The sequence below is a fragment of the uncultured Henriciella sp. genome, assembly GCF_964005855.1.
Taxonomy (GTDB): domain Bacteria; phylum Pseudomonadota; class Alphaproteobacteria; order Caulobacterales; family Hyphomonadaceae; genus Henriciella.
This window is the reverse complement of the sequence record NZ_CAXFSW010000002.1, coordinates 502,132-517,800: the sequence shown is the minus strand read 5'-3', so window position 1 is coordinate 517,800 and position 15,669 is coordinate 502,132. Positions and strand designations below refer to the sequence as shown.

At 61.8% G+C, this 15,669-nt stretch carries 17 protein-coding genes; 12 read left to right on the top strand and 5 right to left on the bottom strand.

The genetic code is table 11. The features are described from left to right. The first annotated feature begins 62 nt into the window (after nucleotides 1-62). The 3 genes from ABNU55_RS05705 to ABNU55_RS05695 all read left to right on the top strand — a co-directional run bounded on the left by ABNU55_RS05705 (nucleotide 63) and on the right by ABNU55_RS05695 (nucleotide 2,159). Nucleotides 63-668, top strand: a complete 606-nt coding sequence (locus tag ABNU55_RS05705) for a YcxB family protein (protein WP_290749724.1) — start codon at nucleotides 63-65, stop codon at nucleotides 666-668. Then, entirely contained in the window at nucleotides 628-1,062 is a 435-nt protein-coding gene (gene rbfA / locus ABNU55_RS05700) for a 30S ribosome-binding factor RbfA (protein WP_290749721.1), read from the top strand. Before ABNU55_RS05705 ends, rbfA begins: the two co-directional genes overlap by 41 nt. Before the next feature lie 251 nt (nucleotides 1,063-1,313). Then, nucleotides 1,314-2,159, top strand: coding sequence for a helix-turn-helix domain-containing protein (locus tag ABNU55_RS05695; RefSeq protein ID WP_290749718.1), 846 nt, complete (start codon nucleotides 1,314-1,316; stop codon nucleotides 2,157-2,159). Between the two features lie 65 nt (nucleotides 2,160-2,224). Here ABNU55_RS05695 and ABNU55_RS05690 read toward each other — a convergent pair whose 3' ends face one another. Continuing rightward, entirely contained in the window at nucleotides 2,225-3,637 is a 1,413-nt protein-coding gene (locus tag ABNU55_RS05690) for a mechanosensitive ion channel family protein (protein WP_290749715.1), read from the bottom strand. Nucleotides 3,638-3,734: 97 nt separating this feature from the next. On the opposite strand from ABNU55_RS05690, the gene ABNU55_RS05685 reads away from it, so the two are divergent. Together ABNU55_RS05685 and truB are read left to right on the top strand one after the other, a co-directional pair. Continuing rightward, nucleotides 3,735-4,334, top strand: coding sequence for a manganese efflux pump MntP family protein (locus ABNU55_RS05685; protein WP_290749712.1), 600 nt, complete (start codon nucleotides 3,735-3,737; stop codon nucleotides 4,332-4,334). A gap of 118 nt (nucleotides 4,335-4,452) precedes the next feature. Further along, the gene (gene truB, locus ABNU55_RS05680; RefSeq protein ID WP_290749709.1) at nucleotides 4,453-5,394 is read left to right on the top strand and encodes a tRNA pseudouridine(55) synthase TruB; all 942 of its coding nucleotides are present in this window, start codon (nucleotides 4,453-4,455) and stop codon (nucleotides 5,392-5,394) included. On the opposite strand, the gene ABNU55_RS05675 is transcribed toward truB, so the two are convergent. Continuing rightward, nucleotides 5,395-5,763 carry a hypothetical protein gene (locus ABNU55_RS05675; RefSeq protein WP_290749707.1) on the bottom strand — a complete coding sequence of 123 codons (369 nt, stop codon included), beginning with the start codon at nucleotides 5,761-5,763 and terminating at the stop codon, nucleotides 5,395-5,397. A 199-nt stretch (nucleotides 5,764-5,962) separates the two neighbouring features. Here ABNU55_RS05675 and ABNU55_RS05670 point away from each other — a divergent pair, with 199 nt between their 5' ends. Next, nucleotides 5,963-7,054: an alkene reductase gene (locus tag ABNU55_RS05670; RefSeq protein ID WP_290749704.1), complete on the top strand. Its 1,092-nt coding sequence runs from the start codon at nucleotides 5,963-5,965 to the stop codon at nucleotides 7,052-7,054. Between the two features lie 6 nt (nucleotides 7,055-7,060). Here ABNU55_RS05670 and ABNU55_RS05665 read toward each other — a convergent pair whose 3' ends face one another. Continuing rightward, nucleotides 7,061-7,768 carry a spermidine synthase gene (locus ABNU55_RS05665; protein WP_290749701.1) on the bottom strand — a complete coding sequence of 236 codons (708 nt, stop codon included), beginning with the start codon at nucleotides 7,766-7,768 and terminating at the stop codon, nucleotides 7,061-7,063. A 252-nt stretch (nucleotides 7,769-8,020) separates the two neighbouring features. Here ABNU55_RS05665 and rpsO point away from each other — a divergent pair, with 252 nt between their 5' ends. From rpsO to ABNU55_RS05640, 5 genes are all read left to right on the top strand, one after another. Next, nucleotides 8,021-8,290 carry a 30S ribosomal protein S15 gene (gene rpsO, locus ABNU55_RS05660; protein WP_290749698.1) on the top strand — a complete coding sequence of 90 codons (270 nt, stop codon included), beginning with the start codon at nucleotides 8,021-8,023 and terminating at the stop codon, nucleotides 8,288-8,290. A 73-nt stretch (nucleotides 8,291-8,363) separates the two neighbouring features. Further along, a complete protein-coding gene (pnp, locus tag ABNU55_RS05655) occupies nucleotides 8,364-10,496 on the top strand; it encodes a polyribonucleotide nucleotidyltransferase (RefSeq protein WP_290749695.1) in 2,133 nt (710 codons plus the stop codon). A gap of 223 nt (nucleotides 10,497-10,719) precedes the next feature. After that, nucleotides 10,720-11,550 (top strand): CAP domain-containing protein, encoded by an 831-nt coding sequence (locus ABNU55_RS05650; protein ID WP_348764255.1) that lies wholly within the window; start codon nucleotides 10,720-10,722, stop codon nucleotides 11,548-11,550. Nucleotides 11,551-11,676: 126 nt separating this feature from the next. Further along, complete coding sequence (gene udk / locus ABNU55_RS05645; protein ID WP_290749690.1) at nucleotides 11,677-12,363, top strand: uridine kinase; 687 nt, start codon at nucleotides 11,677-11,679, stop codon at nucleotides 12,361-12,363. Nucleotides 12,364-12,388: 25 nt separating this feature from the next. Next, on the top strand, nucleotides 12,389-13,249 hold the full coding sequence (locus ABNU55_RS05640; RefSeq protein ID WP_290749687.1) for a CAP domain-containing protein: 861 nt from the start codon (nucleotides 12,389-12,391) through the stop codon (nucleotides 13,247-13,249). A 13-nt stretch (nucleotides 13,250-13,262) separates the two neighbouring features. Here ABNU55_RS05640 and ABNU55_RS05635 read toward each other — a convergent pair whose 3' ends face one another. Both ABNU55_RS05635 and ABNU55_RS05630 read right to left on the bottom strand, forming a co-directional pair. After that, a complete protein-coding gene (locus ABNU55_RS05635; protein WP_290749684.1) occupies nucleotides 13,263-13,859 on the bottom strand; it encodes an NAD(P)H-dependent oxidoreductase in 597 nt (198 codons plus the stop codon). A gap of 119 nt (nucleotides 13,860-13,978) precedes the next feature. Next, on the bottom strand, nucleotides 13,979-14,632 hold the full coding sequence (locus tag ABNU55_RS05630) for an SDR family oxidoreductase (RefSeq protein WP_290749681.1): 654 nt from the start codon (nucleotides 14,630-14,632) through the stop codon (nucleotides 13,979-13,981). A gap of 132 nt (nucleotides 14,633-14,764) precedes the next feature. Between ABNU55_RS05630 and ABNU55_RS05625 the strand changes: the two genes are divergently transcribed. Continuing rightward, complete coding sequence (locus ABNU55_RS05625) at nucleotides 14,765-15,667, top strand: SDR family NAD(P)-dependent oxidoreductase (RefSeq protein ID WP_348764266.1); 903 nt, start codon at nucleotides 14,765-14,767, stop codon at nucleotides 15,665-15,667. Nucleotides 15,668-15,669: the final 2 nt, after the last annotated feature.

Genomic DNA, 15,669 nt, shown 5'->3' with positions numbered 1-15,669 from the left:
AGAAAAAGCCGGGAAATCTCCCGGCTTTTTCCATAAGGGGTTAAACAAGATTGTGCTTAGTGATGGCTATGCCCTCGCCCGCGCCTACCCCCTTCCGCCCCTATACAGACGAAACGCTGAGCATCAGCGGCGCCCCAAGCGACCGCGACATGAAGCGGCTTGTCAACCAGACCCGCTCTTCAAATATCGGTCCGACCGCGCTCTATTATGCTGGCGTCACCGCACCGGTCATCTCGGCGGGCATGGGTTTTGTGACCCGCCAGGCGCTGGTCGGGACGGGGCTGACCGATTACTGGATCCTGCTCACCTCGTCGCTGCTGGCAGCCATGGCAGGGGTGAGCTGGTATCTCATCTTCATGCGCTGGTCCTATCGTCACCATCATGGGCGTGCCTCCGAACTCGACAGCGAAACCTCCATTGACCTTACGCCGGAGGGGCTCCACATCCGCAGGGGCGATGTGGAAACCCGCATTGCATGGCGCGCGCTCCGGTCGGTCCGCGAGAGCCGCCGGGATACACTGATCACCTTCAGGGGCGCAGATCCGCTGCTCGTCCCCGACAAGTGGTTTGGCCGCGACAGGCAGGCTGCGAAGGCATTTCGCGCGCGCCTGAGACAAGGATTGCAGGATGGCGAAAAAAAAGAAACCACAGGGCGCCGCCGCCAATGAGCCTTCCCAAAGGCAATTGCGCGCGGGCGAGCTTATCCGTCACGCCCTGACAGATATCATGATGCGGGAAGAGTTTCGCGACCCGGAGCTTCAGGGCATCAATGTCACGATTGGCGAAGTGCGCACATCTCCCGACCTCAAGCACGCGCACGTCTTCTGTTCTCCACTGGGAGAGACCGATGAGGACGCCCAGACCGCACTTGCCAAGGCGCTCAACCGGGCCGCGCCCTATATTCGCGGGCGGCTTGGCAAGCAGATCGACATGAAATTCACCCCGCAGCTCCATTTCATCGCCGATCATTCCTATGATGAGGGCGCCTATATGGAAGCCGTCTTCAGCCGGCCAGAGGTCCGCCGTGACCTAGAAGCTGGAGAGGACGACGAAACCCTCTGAGGCAGTAAAAAACAGGCCAGCCGCCGGCTGACCTGTTTCCTCCGCTCGCCTGCAGAACCCGGGTGAAAAGGGTCCAGGACACCCTTGCCCTGCGAGACGTTGCGTCCCCTCAAATGGCTGCCCGATTGGGCCGCACCTGTTTACATTGGCGCGATTACGCGCACCGGGATTGTACAAACTCGACATGGCGTTGATTTCCGTGCCAAAATAGGACCAGAGAGGCTCGACACGCATTGGGGGGATGCGCGGTCATGATCATTTTCGACTATTACCAACCGGATGAGCGCGTGCGCGACCTCATCGGCAGCTATTACGCGACCACGGTGCCTGAGCCGCTGGAAGATGTGATGCGCGCGGAAATCGCCAATGTCCGTTTCATCCTGGAAGGCAAGCTCCATTCCGACATGTCGGGCGAGATGCGGAGCTTTGTGCCGGGCGATGCCATCCTGTGCGGGCCGACCTTCAGATGGAGCACAATCCGCTTCGAACGCGGCACACGCCTTGTCGGCGCTGCGATAACGCCGCTCGGCTGGGCGCGGATGTTTGGTGTCCCGGCAGAGGAGCATGCCGATAATTGGGTGGCGCTGAAGGATGTCGCGCCTGCAAAGGTGCACGGGCTGATCGACCGGATCCTCGACCCGGCCTCGGACGGCACACGGGTTGCCCTTGCTGACGTCATGTTTGCGGCCCTGGACAATCCGGATGCGAAGGTGAACCACGACTTTCTCGACATCGTGACCGACTGGCTGACCGACCCGGAGCCGAATGAGCTGGAAGACCTGCTCGCCGCCATTGATCTCTCACCGCGCCAGGTGGAACGCCTCTCAAAGCTCTATTTCGGCTGCGCGCCGAAGAAACTGCACCGCAAGTTCCGCGCCCTGCATTCGGCCAACCGCCTCTCCTGGGACGCGCTCGAAGACTGGCGCGAGGCGGCAACCACCGCCTATTACGACCAGTCCCACTTCATCCGCGAATTCAAGGAGTTCAACGGCCGCACGCCGTCGGAATTCATCAAGGGCGCCCACCTCCTCGTCCGGCAGACCCTCAACGAACGCCGCCAGATCGAGCACCACTCGCCTTACAGCCTTGTGGGGTGAGGTATTAGGCGTCTTGCGAATACCAGAGACAACTTCTCTTCTCCCGAAGGAGACGGGAGAAGCTCCTACTCCACCGGTCGCCCGCTATCGAGCAGGTCTTTCTCGCCGGTCTGGGCGCGCTCTTCCTTGACCTTTTCCGCAATATGGTCGTCGGGACGCGTATTGAGCACGTCGGCCTCGGCGGTTCGGGCTTCTGCGGGGGCGGCAGCCTTTGGCTTGGGCGGCGGCGCAGTCTGCGAAGGCGTCTCGCCTTCGGTGACGGTGACGACCGTGCCGGGCTTGATGGCGACCGGCGCGCCATCGAAGCGCAGGCGATAGATTGGCTCTGGCAGGGTGAAGCCTTCGGTTTCCAGCGCGTCCTTGGCCGCGCGGATGGCGAGGCTGCGGGCCTTGCCGAAATCGGTGTGCGACTGGTCCACCCAGCCCATGAAACTGATGACGATATTGCTGTCGCCCACGGCAGTGATGATCGCGTCGGGCTTTGGATCATTCAGCACAAAATCCAGTGAAGCCATCGCCGCAATGCCGGTCGCCATGGCCGCGACCGGGTCATCCTCTGCATCGACGCCAAGCTCGAAATCGAAGCGGCGTTCGGGATTGCGGGTATAGTTCAGGATCACCGCCTTGAAGACGGTGGAGTTCGGCACGCGAAGATGGTTGCCATCCAGTGTCATGAGGATGGTCGCGCGCGAGGTCAGCCGCACGACACGGCCTTCATGGCTGTCGACAAGGACATGGTCATTGGCCCGGAAAGGCTGGCGGAGGCTCAGCATGATCGAGGCGATATAATTCTCCACCGTGTCGCGCACCGCGAAACCGATGGCGAGGCCGATGACACCCGCGCCGCCGAGTATCGCACCCATCAGCGCGGTCGCCCCGATGAGGTTGAGCGCGGTGACCAGACCGACGACAAGCGCAATGAAGCGCACGGCCTGCGCCACGATTTCGGCCAGGAACGGGTTCGGCGTCAGGCGCCGCCAGAGCGCGCTCCAGCTCGCCAGCAGCTGACCGAGAATGAAAATGACGAGAAAGACCGCGACGGCGAGCCCGACCAGCGGCAGCGCCTCCCAGCCGCGCCGCAGGCTGTTTTCAAGATTGGCAATGGTCGGGGAAATCGAGCGGTCCACCGACAGATCCCGCTCAATCGACTGTTCGACCGTGACAACGCCCTGGAAACGGCTCGCAATGGAGACGGCCCGGTCAATATCTGTCTGGTTCGCGACCATACCCGAAAGGGAGACGACGCCTTCACTGACGCTCGCCTCGACGCCGGACAGGGCGGAGATTTCATCGAAAATAGCGTTGATGCGCGCTTCGATGGCGCCGTCATTGCTGCTTTCGACCGCAATCGGCTCGGCCGGCGCTGGGGCCTCCTGCTCGCTGGTTTGAGCGTGCGCCAAGGGGGCTGCAACCGGCGTAGCGGCCAAAATGGCCAGCGCGGCAAGCGCGAGGCTGAGGGTCCGGACCAGTGAAATCATTGCCGCTTAAACCTCTCTGCGCCGCCTTCGTTCCCCACCTCAAGCCCATATGGCGTAGCAGGCTTGATCGGCAGGGCAAGGGCGCGCATGAGGGGGCATGACCGGTTTCACTACCCTGCTCGCGCTGGCTTTCGGCCTGTCCGTTGACGCGTTTGCCGCTGCCCTCGGCAAGGGCGCTGGCGAGCGCGCGACACCGCTCATCGGCGCGCTGCGCATCGGCTTTGTGTTTGCGGCTATGGAAGCCCTGATGCCGGTGGTCGGCTATCTGATCGGTCTGGCGCTCGCCAACTGGGTCGCCGGTGTGGACCACTGGATCGCCTTTGTCCTGCTGGCCCTGGTCGGCCTGCATATGGTCTGGCAGGCCTTCAAGGACGAACCAGAGACAATCGAAGACAGGGCCGAGGACGCCGCGAACGGACCCATCAAGGGCCCGCGCTGGGTTCATCTCGGGCTGGCGGCCGTCGCCACCAGTATCGATGCAACCGTGGTGGGCGTCAGCCTCGCCATGGTGGGCACCAATCTTCTGGCGGCCTGTATCGCGATCTTCCTTGTCACCTTTACCATGTGCACCGTGGGCGCTCTGATCGGACGCAAGGCGGGCGACTGGCTCGGCCACTGGGCCGAAGTCGCTGGCGGGATCGTGCTGATTGTCATTGGCGGGCTGATCCTCACCCAGCATCTCAGCCAGGGCATCTAGAGACGCGGCCGCCCTGTTGACGCGGGACGCAGGCCCGCCTAGCTCGCCTGTTTGAAACATGTCAGGCCCCGTGTTCAGCGTTGGATCCGCTGGCGCCGGGAAGAATGGAGACACCCCTTTGGGACGCAATCGCAAGAAAAAGGGCCTTCCGGTCCATGGCTGGCTGAATGTCGACAAGCCGTCAGACATCACTTCCACACAGGTGGTCGGTATCCTGAAACGCCTGTTCAACGCCCAGAAGGTCGGCCATGGCGGCACGCTGGACCCACTGGCAGACGGCATCCTGCCCATTGCCTTCGGTGAGGCGACCAAGACCGTCCAGTGGGCGATGGACGCCGACAAGGAATATGTCTTCACCATCCGCTGGGGCAGTTCCACAGATACGCTGGACGCCGAAGGCGAGGTCATCCGCACATCAGACACCCGGCCGGACCGGGACGCCATCGAAACCGCCCTGGAAGAGTTTGAAGGCGAAATAGACCAGATCCCGCCGAAATTCTCAGCTATCAAGGTGGATGGCGAGCGCGCCTATGATCTTGCCCGCGACGGGGAGGACTTTGAGATCCCCTCGCGTACCGTCTTTGTGCACGAGGCTCGCCTGGTCGACATGCCGGACGCAGATCATGCGGTCTTCCATGTAAGGTCCGGCAAGGGCTTCTATGTCCGTGCCCTGGCGCGCGATCTTGCCGGTGCGCTCGGCTGCGACGGGCATATCGCGCAGCTACGCCGTATCCGTGTCGGCGTGATGCATGAGGGCGCCGCCTTCAAGCTGGCTGACCTTGAAGCCATGGAGAGCCGCGAAGACCTCTTGCGCACGCTCGCCCCGATCGAGGCCGTGCTGGACGATGTGCCGGATGTCGAGATCAGCGAAGAGGATGCCGCCGACATTCGCCAGGGCCGCGAAGTCATGCTGATGCCACACGTCGTCGAACGCTGGCGCCTTGAGAAGAATCCGGACCCTGAAGACCGCCTGACGCTCGCCATGTGCAATGACGAAGCCGTCGCCATGGGTGAGGTGCGCGCGGGACGCTTCCAGCCGATGCGGGTGTTTCAGGTCTAGCTAGAAACAGCTGCCATACTCATCCGGCATCCAGGCATCGCTCGTTATGGTGAAATCGGCCGGCGCATAGACATATCCGACGCCGACGGTCTGGCCGGGCGTCAGAAGGTGCGTGCCCTCGAAACTATGCCCGCTCGTGGTCGAATTGGCGCCGAGTGTCAGGCCAAGGCAGATCGCCTCCGGATTGCTGTTGATGGCGTAGAAATTCCAGAAGCGCTCGCCCTCGAAGGATTCCTCAAGGTCGCTGTAAATGTAGAGTCCCTGATCGTTATAGACGGTGTCACGCTGGATAAGCGTTGGCTCGTACATGGTCTCACAAGCGCCCAGCACGAGAAAAGCCGCACAGGCGGCAAGGATCCTGATTTTCACCGAAAGTCCCCAAAAAGTTGAGGCCATAGCGATAGCAACAGATTTCTGCGTCGCCTAGCAAATTCAGCCCGCCCCAGGTCCGGCGCCCCGCCTGCTGTGCACGGAAGGAACATCTCTTGTTCACGGGCTTTGTCTCTTCGCACGCAGGCAGGCTTCCCATGTAAGCGCCTGCAAGCCAGAAGGCAGAAGGACGCCCCCCATGACCGAGAAGCTTTTTACTCCCATCGACCTTGGTGATCTCACCCTCCCCAACCGGGTCTTCATGTCACCCCTGACGCGCAACCGCGCCACCGACGGCGACAACCTCCCGCACGAGCTGCATCAGGAATACTATGCCCAGCGCGCAGGCGCCGGTCTCATCATCACCGAAGCGACGCAGATATCCCCCGAAGGCAAGGGCTATGCCTGGACGCCCGGCATCCATAGCGATGCGCAGGTCGCAGCCTGGAAAAAGGTCACGGATGCAGTTCACCGCAAGGGCGGTCATATTGCCATGCAGCTCTGGCATGTCGGGCGCATCTCGCACACATCCATGCAGCCAGATGGGCAGGACCCGGTTGCCCCTTCGGCTATCGCGGCGAATGCGAAGACCTATGACGGCAAAGGCTTCGTCGAGACATCAAAGCCACGCGCGCTGGAAACCGAAGAAATTCTGCGCCTGCTGCAGGATTACCGGAAGGCCGCCGAAAACGCGAAGAAGGCCGGTTTCGACGCTGTCGAAATCCATGGCGCGAATGGCTATCTGATCGACCAGTTCCTGCGCGAAAGCTCCAACAGGCGCACCGACCAGTATGGCGGCTCGGTGGAGAACCGCACGCGACTCTTGAAAGAAGTGATCGAGGTGGTCACGAGTGTCTGGGAGCCTAAGCGTGTTGGCGTCCGCTTCGGTCCGTTCTCCAATGCCAACGACGTCTCGGACAGCGACCCGATGGCCCTCTTCTCGAAAGCCTACTCAATCGCGGAAGAGGCAGGCCTTGGCTTCCTCGACATCATCGAAGGCCAGACGGGCGGGCCGCGTGACGCCGACGACGAAAAACTTGCCGAGCTGCGCAAGCATTTCACCGGCGTCTATGTCGCCAATAATGGCTTCGACCGCGCGCTCGCGATCAAGCGGGTGGAAAGCGGCAAGGCCGACGCCATCGCCTTTGGACGGCCCTTCATCGGCAATCCGGATCTTGTGACCCGGCTGGAGAAGAATGCACCGCTCAATGAGAGCAATAAGGAAACCTGGTATGGCGGCGGCGCCGAAGGGTATACCGACTATCCAACGCTGGAAGAAGAAAGGGCCTAGGTCAGGCTACTTGCGCGCCAGATAGACCGTCTGCGTGAAAGGTTTGTCCTGGAGCGGGTTGTGGAAGGTCACAGCTTCGCTCCAGGCTTCGGCGAACACCGTTTTCATCCGCGCAATGAAGGCCTCATCGGCCAGCGCATCCGACCAGAGCCCCATGACACCGCCGGGCTTCAGATGACCTGCGAGCTGTCTCAGCCCCTCTTCGCTGTAGAAGCTGCCGCTGCGCTGATCAAGCAGCCAGTCCGGGGTATGGTCGATATCGATAAGGATGGCATCCTTGGGCACCCCGAACCCTTCGGGCGAGGCGGCGAGCGCAAAGAAGTCGCCCTGGATCAGCGAGCAGCGCCCTTCATCTGCCAGCGGCGGATCGAGCGGAACAAGCCTCTCCTCATGCCAGTCGATCACGGGCTGCAGAAATTCGATGACCTCGAGACGCGCCACGCGCGCGTCCTCCAGAACGGCACCGGCCGTATAGCCAAGGCCGAGACCGCCAACGACCACGTCCCAGCCCTCTGCCGGGGCTTCGCCCAGCGCGGCCAGGCCGAGCTTTGCCAGCGCGATCTCGGAGGCCGTAAACAGGCTGGACATGAGGTGTTCCTCACCCAGCAGCACTTCCCAGACGTCGGTATCAAGCGAAAGTATGCGCCGGCGGCGAAGGCTGATCGCGCCGATCTCCGTGACCTGATAGTCGATTTCCTCAAATAGGCGGCTCATCCTGTCTCCTTCGGCAAGAGGCGTAATGGTCATGCCCCGATGCGCAAGGGGCAGGGAAAGATCACACCATTCCCCTTCCCTTTCAGGGCGTTCTGTGCCATGTGCGCGCCTTGAGGCGAGCTTTCGGGGCTTGCCCCGGCTGGACGACATCCTGGCTGGGTCCCCGGCGCCCTCCCCAAACACCACCCTCACATTGAAGGGTATAGCTGAAACGGCCCTTTAGAAGGGGCCAGAACGAAGAGAGTATTCACGATGTCGATCACGGCAGAAAAGAAATCTGAACTGATCAAGAAATTCGCCCAGACTGACGGCGATACCGGGTCTCCGGAAGTCCAGGTTGCGATCCTCACGGAGCGCATCAACAACCTGACCGAACACTTCCAGACCAACAAGAAGGACCACCATTCGCGCCGCGGCCTGCTCAACCTGGTCGCCACGCGCCGTAAACTCCTCGATTACCTCAAGAGGAAGAACGAGAGCCGCTACAAGGCTCTCATCGAAGAGCTGGGTATCCGCCGCTAGGCACCAGCCACAAAACAGCCCGCCGGGACATGGGGTCCAGGCGGGCTTTTCGCATGAAGAGAAAGAAGAACGCATGTTTGACAAGCAAACCGTGTCGCTGGAATGGGCCGGCCGCACGTTGACGATCGAGACGGGCCGTGTCGCTCGTCAGGCTGACGGGGCCGTCCTCGTCACTTATGGGGACACAACCGTCCTCGCGACCGCAACCTACCGCAAGGAAGCAAAGCCGGGGCAGGATTTCTTCCCGCTGACGGTCAACTATCAGGAAAAATACTATGCATCGGGCCGTATCCCGGGCGGGTTCTTCAAGCGTGAAGGCCGTCCGACGGAGAAAGAGACGCTGACTTCGCGCCTCATCGACCGTCCGATCCGTCCGCTTTTCGTCGATGGCTTCAAGAACGAAGTCCAGGTCGTCCTCACGGCGATCTCCTATGACCTCGAAAACGATCCCGATATCATCGGCATGATCGGCGCCTCTGCCGCCCTCGTGCTCTCCGGTGCCCCGTTCATGGGCCCGATCGGCGCTGCACGCGTCGGCTACAAGGATGGTGACTACCTCATCAACCCGACAGCCGATGACATGGAAGAGTCCGACCTCGACCTCGTCGTCGCCGGGACCGCCGACGCCGTCATGATGGTGGAATCGGAAGCAAATGAGCTCGCCGAGGACGTCATGCTCGGCGCAGTCATGGCCGGCCACGAAGCGATGCAGCCGGTGATCGACGCGATCATCAAGCTGGCCGAGAAGTCTGCCAAGGAACCGTTCGACTTCGAAGCCGAAGACCTTTCCGCTGAACTGAAGCAGATTCAGGACCTCGTCGGCTCTGACCTCTCTGCAGCCTATCAGATCACCGAGAAGCTCGCCCGCCAGGAAGCTGTCGGCGCGGCCCGCGAAAAGGCGGCCGAAGCGCTGGTTGCAACCGAGGACAAGCCGGAAGGCATGGATGAGTCGGTCTTCAAGTCCGCCTTCAAGAAAGCCGAAGCCAAGGTTGTCCGCGGTGACATCATCAAGACCGGCAAGCGTATCGATGGCCGCTCGCTCGATCAGGTCCGCCCGATCGTGGCCGAAGCCGGCTTCCTGCCGCGCACGCACGGCTCTGCCCTCTTCACCCGTGGTGAGACGCAGGCCATCTGTGTCGCAACGCTCGGCACCTCCGACGATGAGCAGTTCATCGACGGCCTGGGCGGCACGCACAAAGAAAAGTTCATGCTGCACTATAATTTCCCGCCCTATTCGGTCGGTGAAACAGGCCGCATGGGCGGCGCTGGCCGCCGCGAGATCGGTCACGGCAAGCTGGCATGGCGCGCACTCCGCGCGGTTCTGCCGGAGCCGGAAGAGTTCCCGTACACGATCCGTCTCGTCTCCGAGATCACCGAGTCCAATGGCTCGTCCTCGATGGCGACGGTCTGTGGCTGTGCCCTCGCCATGATGGATGCAGGCGTGCCGATTGCACGTCCGGTGTCCGGCATCGCGATGGGTCTCATCAAGGATGACGACGGCGTTGCCGTTCTGTCCGACATCCTTGGCGACGAAGACCATCTCGGCGACATGGACTTCAAGGTCGCAGGTACCGAGAAGGGCGTCACCTCGCTCCAGATGGACATCAAGATCGCTGGTATCACCAAGGACATCATGCAGACGGCCCTTGACCAGGCCAAGGGCGGTCGCGCCCACATCCTGGGCGAAATGAACAAGGCCCTTGCAGAGTCCCGCGGTGAGCTCTCATCCAATGCGCCGCAGATGGAAATTGTCACCATTCCGGTCGACAAGATCCGCGACGTGATCGGGTCTGGCGGCAAGACGATCCGCGACATCGTCGACACGACGGGCGCCAAGCTCAATGTCGAAGACGATGGCACGATCCAGATCTCCGCACTCGACCGCGAATCCATCGATGCCGCCAAGAAGCGCATCCGCGAGCTGACGGCTGAGCCGGAAGCTGGCGAGATCTATGAAGGCAAGGTCGTGTCCATCAAGGACTTCGGCGCCTTCGTGAACTTCTTCGGTCCGAAGGACGGTCTCGTCCACGTGTCGCAGATGGCGGATGAGCGCGTCGGCCACCCGAAAGACCTCGTCAAGGAAGGCGATACGGTCTGGGTGAAGCTGATGGGCTTTGATGACCGCGGCAAGGTTCGCCTGTCGATGAAAGCCGTCGATCAGGAAACCGGCAAGGACAAGGAATCTGCCGAGTCGGACGCCGAATAGTCTGCCGGCCTGAGGCCTTTTTCAGACCCGTCTGAAAGGTCCAGATCGCCAAAATTGAAGAGGCCGCCTCGAAAGGGCGGCCTTTTTTATTGGAAAATCGCCTTGGACCCGCGTGATTTTCCCCAGTGAAATCAGACTCCCTCCGTATACATACGTAATTTTTCCGCCGAAAGCCGCCGTTTTTCCATTGACACATAACTGTCATAAACCTTTCATGACGGTTATGTTACAGAAATATGACACCCCTCGCGCTCTTTCGCTGCTGGCTCTGGCGGCAGCCTCGGGTGCAATTCTCGCCCTTCCGGCCACGGCCGAGGCCGCCTGTTCCCTCGATGATGGGTATGCAGATGGCCTCGTCAGCTATGTTGCGGAGGTGGATTCCTGCCTCGAAGCGGCAAGCCAGTTCGAAGCCGGCGCGGAAACCGCCCTGTTCGACGCCACGAATGCCACCCGCAGCGAAGCTGGCATCGGGAAGCTGAACCGGCGCGCCTCACTTGATCGCGCAGCCCGCGCCCACGCCCTCGACATGGCTGCCCGCGGCTATGCCGGTCATGACGACCTTGAAGGCCGCGGCCATATCTACCGCATGCGCGCGCTGGACCGGCAGGTCCTTGCCAGCGCAACAGGTGCAAATGTCGCCGTCCTGGACGCGAATGCCAGCCCGGCCGAGATCTATGACGCCATCACCGCTGACAGCGCCAACCGGCAGAACCTTGTCCATGAAGGGTTCACCGATACCGGCCTTGGTATCGCAGAGGCCGATGGACGCCTCTATGTCGTTCAGATGCTGACGACGGTCGATGGTGAGCTGGAGACCCCGCTGCCGCTCGAGATTGCGGGCGCCACCAGCTTCACCCCGCGTGTGAACCAGGACTATTTCCGCACCGCCGGCTGGAATCTCACCGACGGCGCCGGTAATCGCCTCGCCGGGGGCACGCTGATGCGGATGCATGATGCCGCCTTCGACCGCGACAACACCGGCTATCTCGACGTTCTGGTCGAACTCGACACCGACACCTATGTGCTGAAAGGCCCGATGGTCGCGCGCCGCTAGGGTCGTAGCCAGCCAAGCACAGGAAAGGCGCAGGCTCTCAGGGCCGCGCCTTTTCTTATGCGCGAAAGTCAGCCGGGACGCATCAGCGGGTTTTCAGCCCGCACGCTTGGGGTTAAATCCCGGCGCATGACCAGCTCCCCCTTCCTTATCGCCATGTCCGGCGGCTCCGGCTCCGGCAAGTCCACGCTCGCCGATGCCCTGATCAGCCGGCTCGGCTCTGAGCGCGCGGTCATATTCCATGAAGACGGCTATTACTGGCCCATGCGCCATTACGGGCCCTGCGACACGCCAGAGCAGCGCGCGGCCATCATCGCGCAGGCCAATTATGACGATCCCGCCTCCAAGGACACCCATCACCTCGTCAACGACATCAGGGCGCTGAAGAACGGGCAGGCTATCGACCAGCCCGTCTATGATTTTGACCGTCACGACCGCGATCCGGACCGGACCTGGCGGATCGAGCCAGCCCCCGTCCTCATCCTTGAGGGCATCCATGCCCTCTCGGTGCCAGAGCTGCTCCCGCTTATCGACCTCTCCATCTATGTCGACACGCCGGACGATCTGCGCCTTGCCCGGCGCTTGCGCCGCGACGTCATCGAGCGCAGCCGGTCAGTCGAGAATGTGCTGGAGCATTATCTGAAAACCGTACGGGCGGCCCATTACCGGTTCACCTTTCCGGCGAAATTCGAAGCCGATCTGGTGATTGCCGACGAAGGCCTGCCAGCCTATGGCAAAGTCTGTGCGGGCGAGGACGCGATCGACCGGATGCTCGCGCCTGTCGTCTCGAGGCTCCAATTAATGGGTGTCTTGTAAACGGTTTTACCGTATAGTCCCCTTTATGAGGGGGATTTTTGTTTTATTAACCATTTTCGGGGGTGTTTTCGCCTTTCAGGCGAATGCACAATGCCGAATTTCGTTTGCTGAGCGAGCGAACGATATCCCCACCTATGTCCAGAACGGCCAAGCCTGCCTCAGCGACATTCCCGATGGCTTCACGTTTGATGAAACGCTTGAGGCCCGCTTCGCCGAGCGGATAAACCAGACCCGCCGCGCCCACGGCCTGCCCACGCTGGTCTACCGCACCGAACTGCGCAATGCTGCGCGCTGGCACAGCCTCGACATGGCCGCGAATGACTTCTTCAATCACCAGGGCCTCGACGCCACCATGCCGCGCGACAGGATCAACGCGCTCGACCGGACCCTGCTGACCAGCCTGCTGCTGGAAAATATCGCCTCGATCACCGGAAATTTCGACCGGGATACCGTGGTTGAGCGGCTGCACACCGGCCTCATGAACTCACCCAGCCACCGCGACGCCATTCTGCGCGACGGCATTACCCATTTCGCCATGGGCGTCGTGACGACAGACCGTGGTGTCTGGCTGACCGAACTCTTTGTCCGCGAGGATGGCACGTTCGACCGGCCCGTGCCGCTACGGCTGGAGGCCGGCAGCATTATCCGCCAGCCAGCGACCCTGCGCCGCTGGTCGATGAGTGGCCTGGCGATGATGCATGGCGATGACGCGGACGCCTTTGACCTGCCCGAGGAAGGCTGGGCCATGGGCCGCGTGCCCGAAGACCTGCAAGGCAAGATCGACCTCACCGTGCGCGGCGAGAAGGCCGGACCCCAGCCCAACCAGACCGTTTACATCCATTTCCACGGCCCGACCGTGGAAGTGCGGCCGGCTCATTCGTCCTAATCGCGACGGTTTTTCACTTTGCGGACCTGGTAACAATCTGGCGCCCGCGCGCCGCGGCCTTGTCGAGCCACGCATCAATCTTCTCAGGCCGCGCTGTCTTGACCGGACCGAACTGGAACGTGCGGAGCGGTTTGACGCCCGCGAAATTCAGCACTGTCCGCTCGACCTGATTGCGCGCAGCGCGGCGATAGGAAATGGCATCCCAGATCACGGGGGCATCGGATGTCATGAAGATATCGGCCGAACGGCCCGTGAGCAGCCGGTCCCACCAAAGTCCCTTCTCATGATAGCGCATGGCGAAACCCGGCAGGAAGCTTCGATCGATCACGCCTTTCATCTTGGCCGGCATACCGCCCCACCATTGGGGATAGAGCCAGACAAGATGGTCTGCCCACATTGTGTTTTCCCGCCAGGATTCCAGGCAAGGCTCCAGCGTCTTCCGGCTATGATAGCCCTCGGTCAGGTCCGGATCGAAACTCATATGCGAGAGATCCATGCGCCGAACCTCCGCGCCGGCGCCCTCCGCAGCCGATTGATAGGCATCGGCCAGCCCGCGCGAAAGCGACGTATGCCGCGGATGTCCAACCCAGACGAAGATGCGATCACTCATGCGGAGCCCCTGTAAACTCTGAACATCTCAGTTAATGTTCATTTTGTGGTCCACAAGAGGTTTAGTCTGCTTTGAGGCATGGCAGTTACTCGAGTAAAGGGGGTGCCCACCCCCGCCCGCTACCGCCGCAACGCCGCCACAGCCGCATCGACCGGCATATCGCCATCGGTCAGCTCAAAGATATCCTTCCGGATTTCTGGCGCGTCGATCAGTTCGGCGATGAAGGCGGCCACATTGCCGCGCGCCACGTCGCCATAGGTCAGCGCCCGACCGGCCGCCACCTTCCCATCGCCGTCTTCGGATTTCAGCGTCCCGGGCCGGACGATGACATAGTCGAGGTCGCTCCCCGCCAGCGCGGCATCGGCCTTCTTCTTCTCTCGCATATAGTGTTCAAAGCCATCGCTGGTCTCTCTGTCGCGGCCGGCATCGGGAAAGACGGAGACGAGATAGATGCGCTTCACGCCCGTCGCCCGCGCGGCCTCGATCAGCTTAACAGGGCCTTCGCCATCGATCTTCGTCGTGCGCTCCGCGCCGCTCCCGGCCGCGCCCGCTGAGAAGACCACCGCATCGGCGCCCCGGATGATCGCGGCGAAGTCATCGGCGCCCATCTCCATGAGGTCGCCCTGCGCGGGGGTCGCCCCGGCCGCCCGGAGGTCTTCGGCCTGTTCCGGCTTGCGGTGCAGCCCCGTCACGCTGTGACCTCTGCGGACAAGCATCGGGATGAGACGGCTTCCAACGCCGCCCGTCGCCCCGATCAACACGATATCTGCCATGGGAAACTCCTTCTCGTTGCTCATTCCAACCATCGCTCCGGCGCGAAGTTCCGCCGCTTTCCCGACCGTCATCACTGTGCGCTCTCACCGTGAGGCTCTAGGATGAGACAAAAGAACGAGGAGGAAATGCGGATGAAGGATTTCAGCGGAAAGATCGCCGTCGTCACAGGCGGCGGAAACGGTATGGGACGCGAGCTCACCAAACAGCTTGCCGAAGCAGGCTGCAGCGTCGCCATCTGTGACGTTTCCGAGGAGGACATGGCCGAAACGGTCGCCGCGGCTGAAAAGCTAGCGCCCCAGGGTGTCCGGATCACGTGTTTTCGCGCCGATGTCGGCAAGGAGGCCGAGGTTCAGGCCTTCGCAGACCATGTCCGCGCGGCGCATGAGACCGACCATATCCATCTTCTCATCAACAATGCCGGGATTGGCGGCGGCGGCAGCTTCGTCACCGGTCCGCGCGAGAACTGGGAGCGGACCTTCAATGTCTGCTGGTATGGCGTCTACAATAATGCCCGCGCCTTCATGCCGATGCTGGTGGCCGCCGACGCGGCGCATATCGTCAATGTGAGTTCGGTGAACGGCTTCTGGGCCAGTATCGGCCCCGATACGCCACATACGGCCTATTCAGCCGCCAAGTTCGCCGTGAAGGGCTTTACCGAGGCGCTGATCACCGACCTTCGCCTGAACGCCCCGCATGTGAAGGCCAGCGTTGTCATGCCCGGCCATATCGGCACGCAGATCGCGCTCAACACGCTGCGCGAATTTGGCGATGATTCAGCGGTCGGCGGCGGGAATGAGGACTATGAAGCGGCCAAGGCACGCGGCGAACAGTTCCGCGACAACGCCATCACCTCTGCCGAAGACGCCGCGAAGATCATCCTCGACGGCGTGCGCGAAGAAAACTGGCGCATCCTCATCGGCCCCGACGCCGAAGCCATCGATGAAGCGGTGCGCAAATCCCCGAAAAAAGCCTATGAGGGCGATTTCGGCATGAGCATCTTCGCCAAGCTGCGCGAGGCGATTGCGCCGGGGTGACG

Coding starts and splice junctions, on each gene's coding strand:
- ABNU55_RS05695 (WP_290749718.1), top strand. CDS start 1,314: ATGATCATTTTCGACTATTACCAACCGGATGAGCGCGTGCGCGACCTC.
- ABNU55_RS05635 (WP_290749684.1), bottom strand. CDS start 13,859: ATGAGTGATCGCATCTTCGTCTGGGTTGGACATCCGCGGCATACGTCG.
- ABNU55_RS05650 (WP_348764255.1), top strand. CDS start 10,720: ATGTTACAGAAATATGACACCCCTCGCGCTCTTTCGCTGCTGGCTCTG.
- pnp (WP_290749695.1), top strand. CDS start 8,364: ATGTTTGACAAGCAAACCGTGTCGCTGGAATGGGCCGGCCGCACGTTG.
- ABNU55_RS05640 (WP_290749687.1), top strand. CDS start 12,389: ATGAGGGGGATTTTTGTTTTATTAACCATTTTCGGGGGTGTTTTCGCC.
- ABNU55_RS05625 (WP_348764266.1), top strand. CDS start 14,765: ATGAAGGATTTCAGCGGAAAGATCGCCGTCGTCACAGGCGGCGGAAAC.
- ABNU55_RS05665 (WP_290749701.1), bottom strand. CDS start 7,768: ATGAGCCGCCTATTTGAGGAAATCGACTATCAGGTCACGGAGATCGGC.
- ABNU55_RS05630 (WP_290749681.1), bottom strand. CDS start 14,632: ATGGCAGATATCGTGTTGATCGGGGCGACGGGCGGCGTTGGAAGCCGT.
- ABNU55_RS05670 (WP_290749704.1), top strand. CDS start 5,963: ATGACCGAGAAGCTTTTTACTCCCATCGACCTTGGTGATCTCACCCTC.
- ABNU55_RS05705 (WP_290749724.1), top strand. CDS start 63: ATGGCTATGCCCTCGCCCGCGCCTACCCCCTTCCGCCCCTATACAGAC.
- ABNU55_RS05685 (WP_290749712.1), top strand. CDS start 3,735: ATGACCGGTTTCACTACCCTGCTCGCGCTGGCTTTCGGCCTGTCCGTT.
- rbfA (WP_290749721.1), top strand. CDS start 628: ATGGCGAAAAAAAAGAAACCACAGGGCGCCGCCGCCAATGAGCCTTCC.
- ABNU55_RS05690 (WP_290749715.1), bottom strand. CDS start 3,637: ATGATTTCACTGGTCCGGACCCTCAGCCTCGCGCTTGCCGCGCTGGCC.
- udk (WP_290749690.1), top strand. CDS start 11,677: ATGACCAGCTCCCCCTTCCTTATCGCCATGTCCGGCGGCTCCGGCTCC.
- rpsO (WP_290749698.1), top strand. CDS start 8,021: ATGTCGATCACGGCAGAAAAGAAATCTGAACTGATCAAGAAATTCGCC.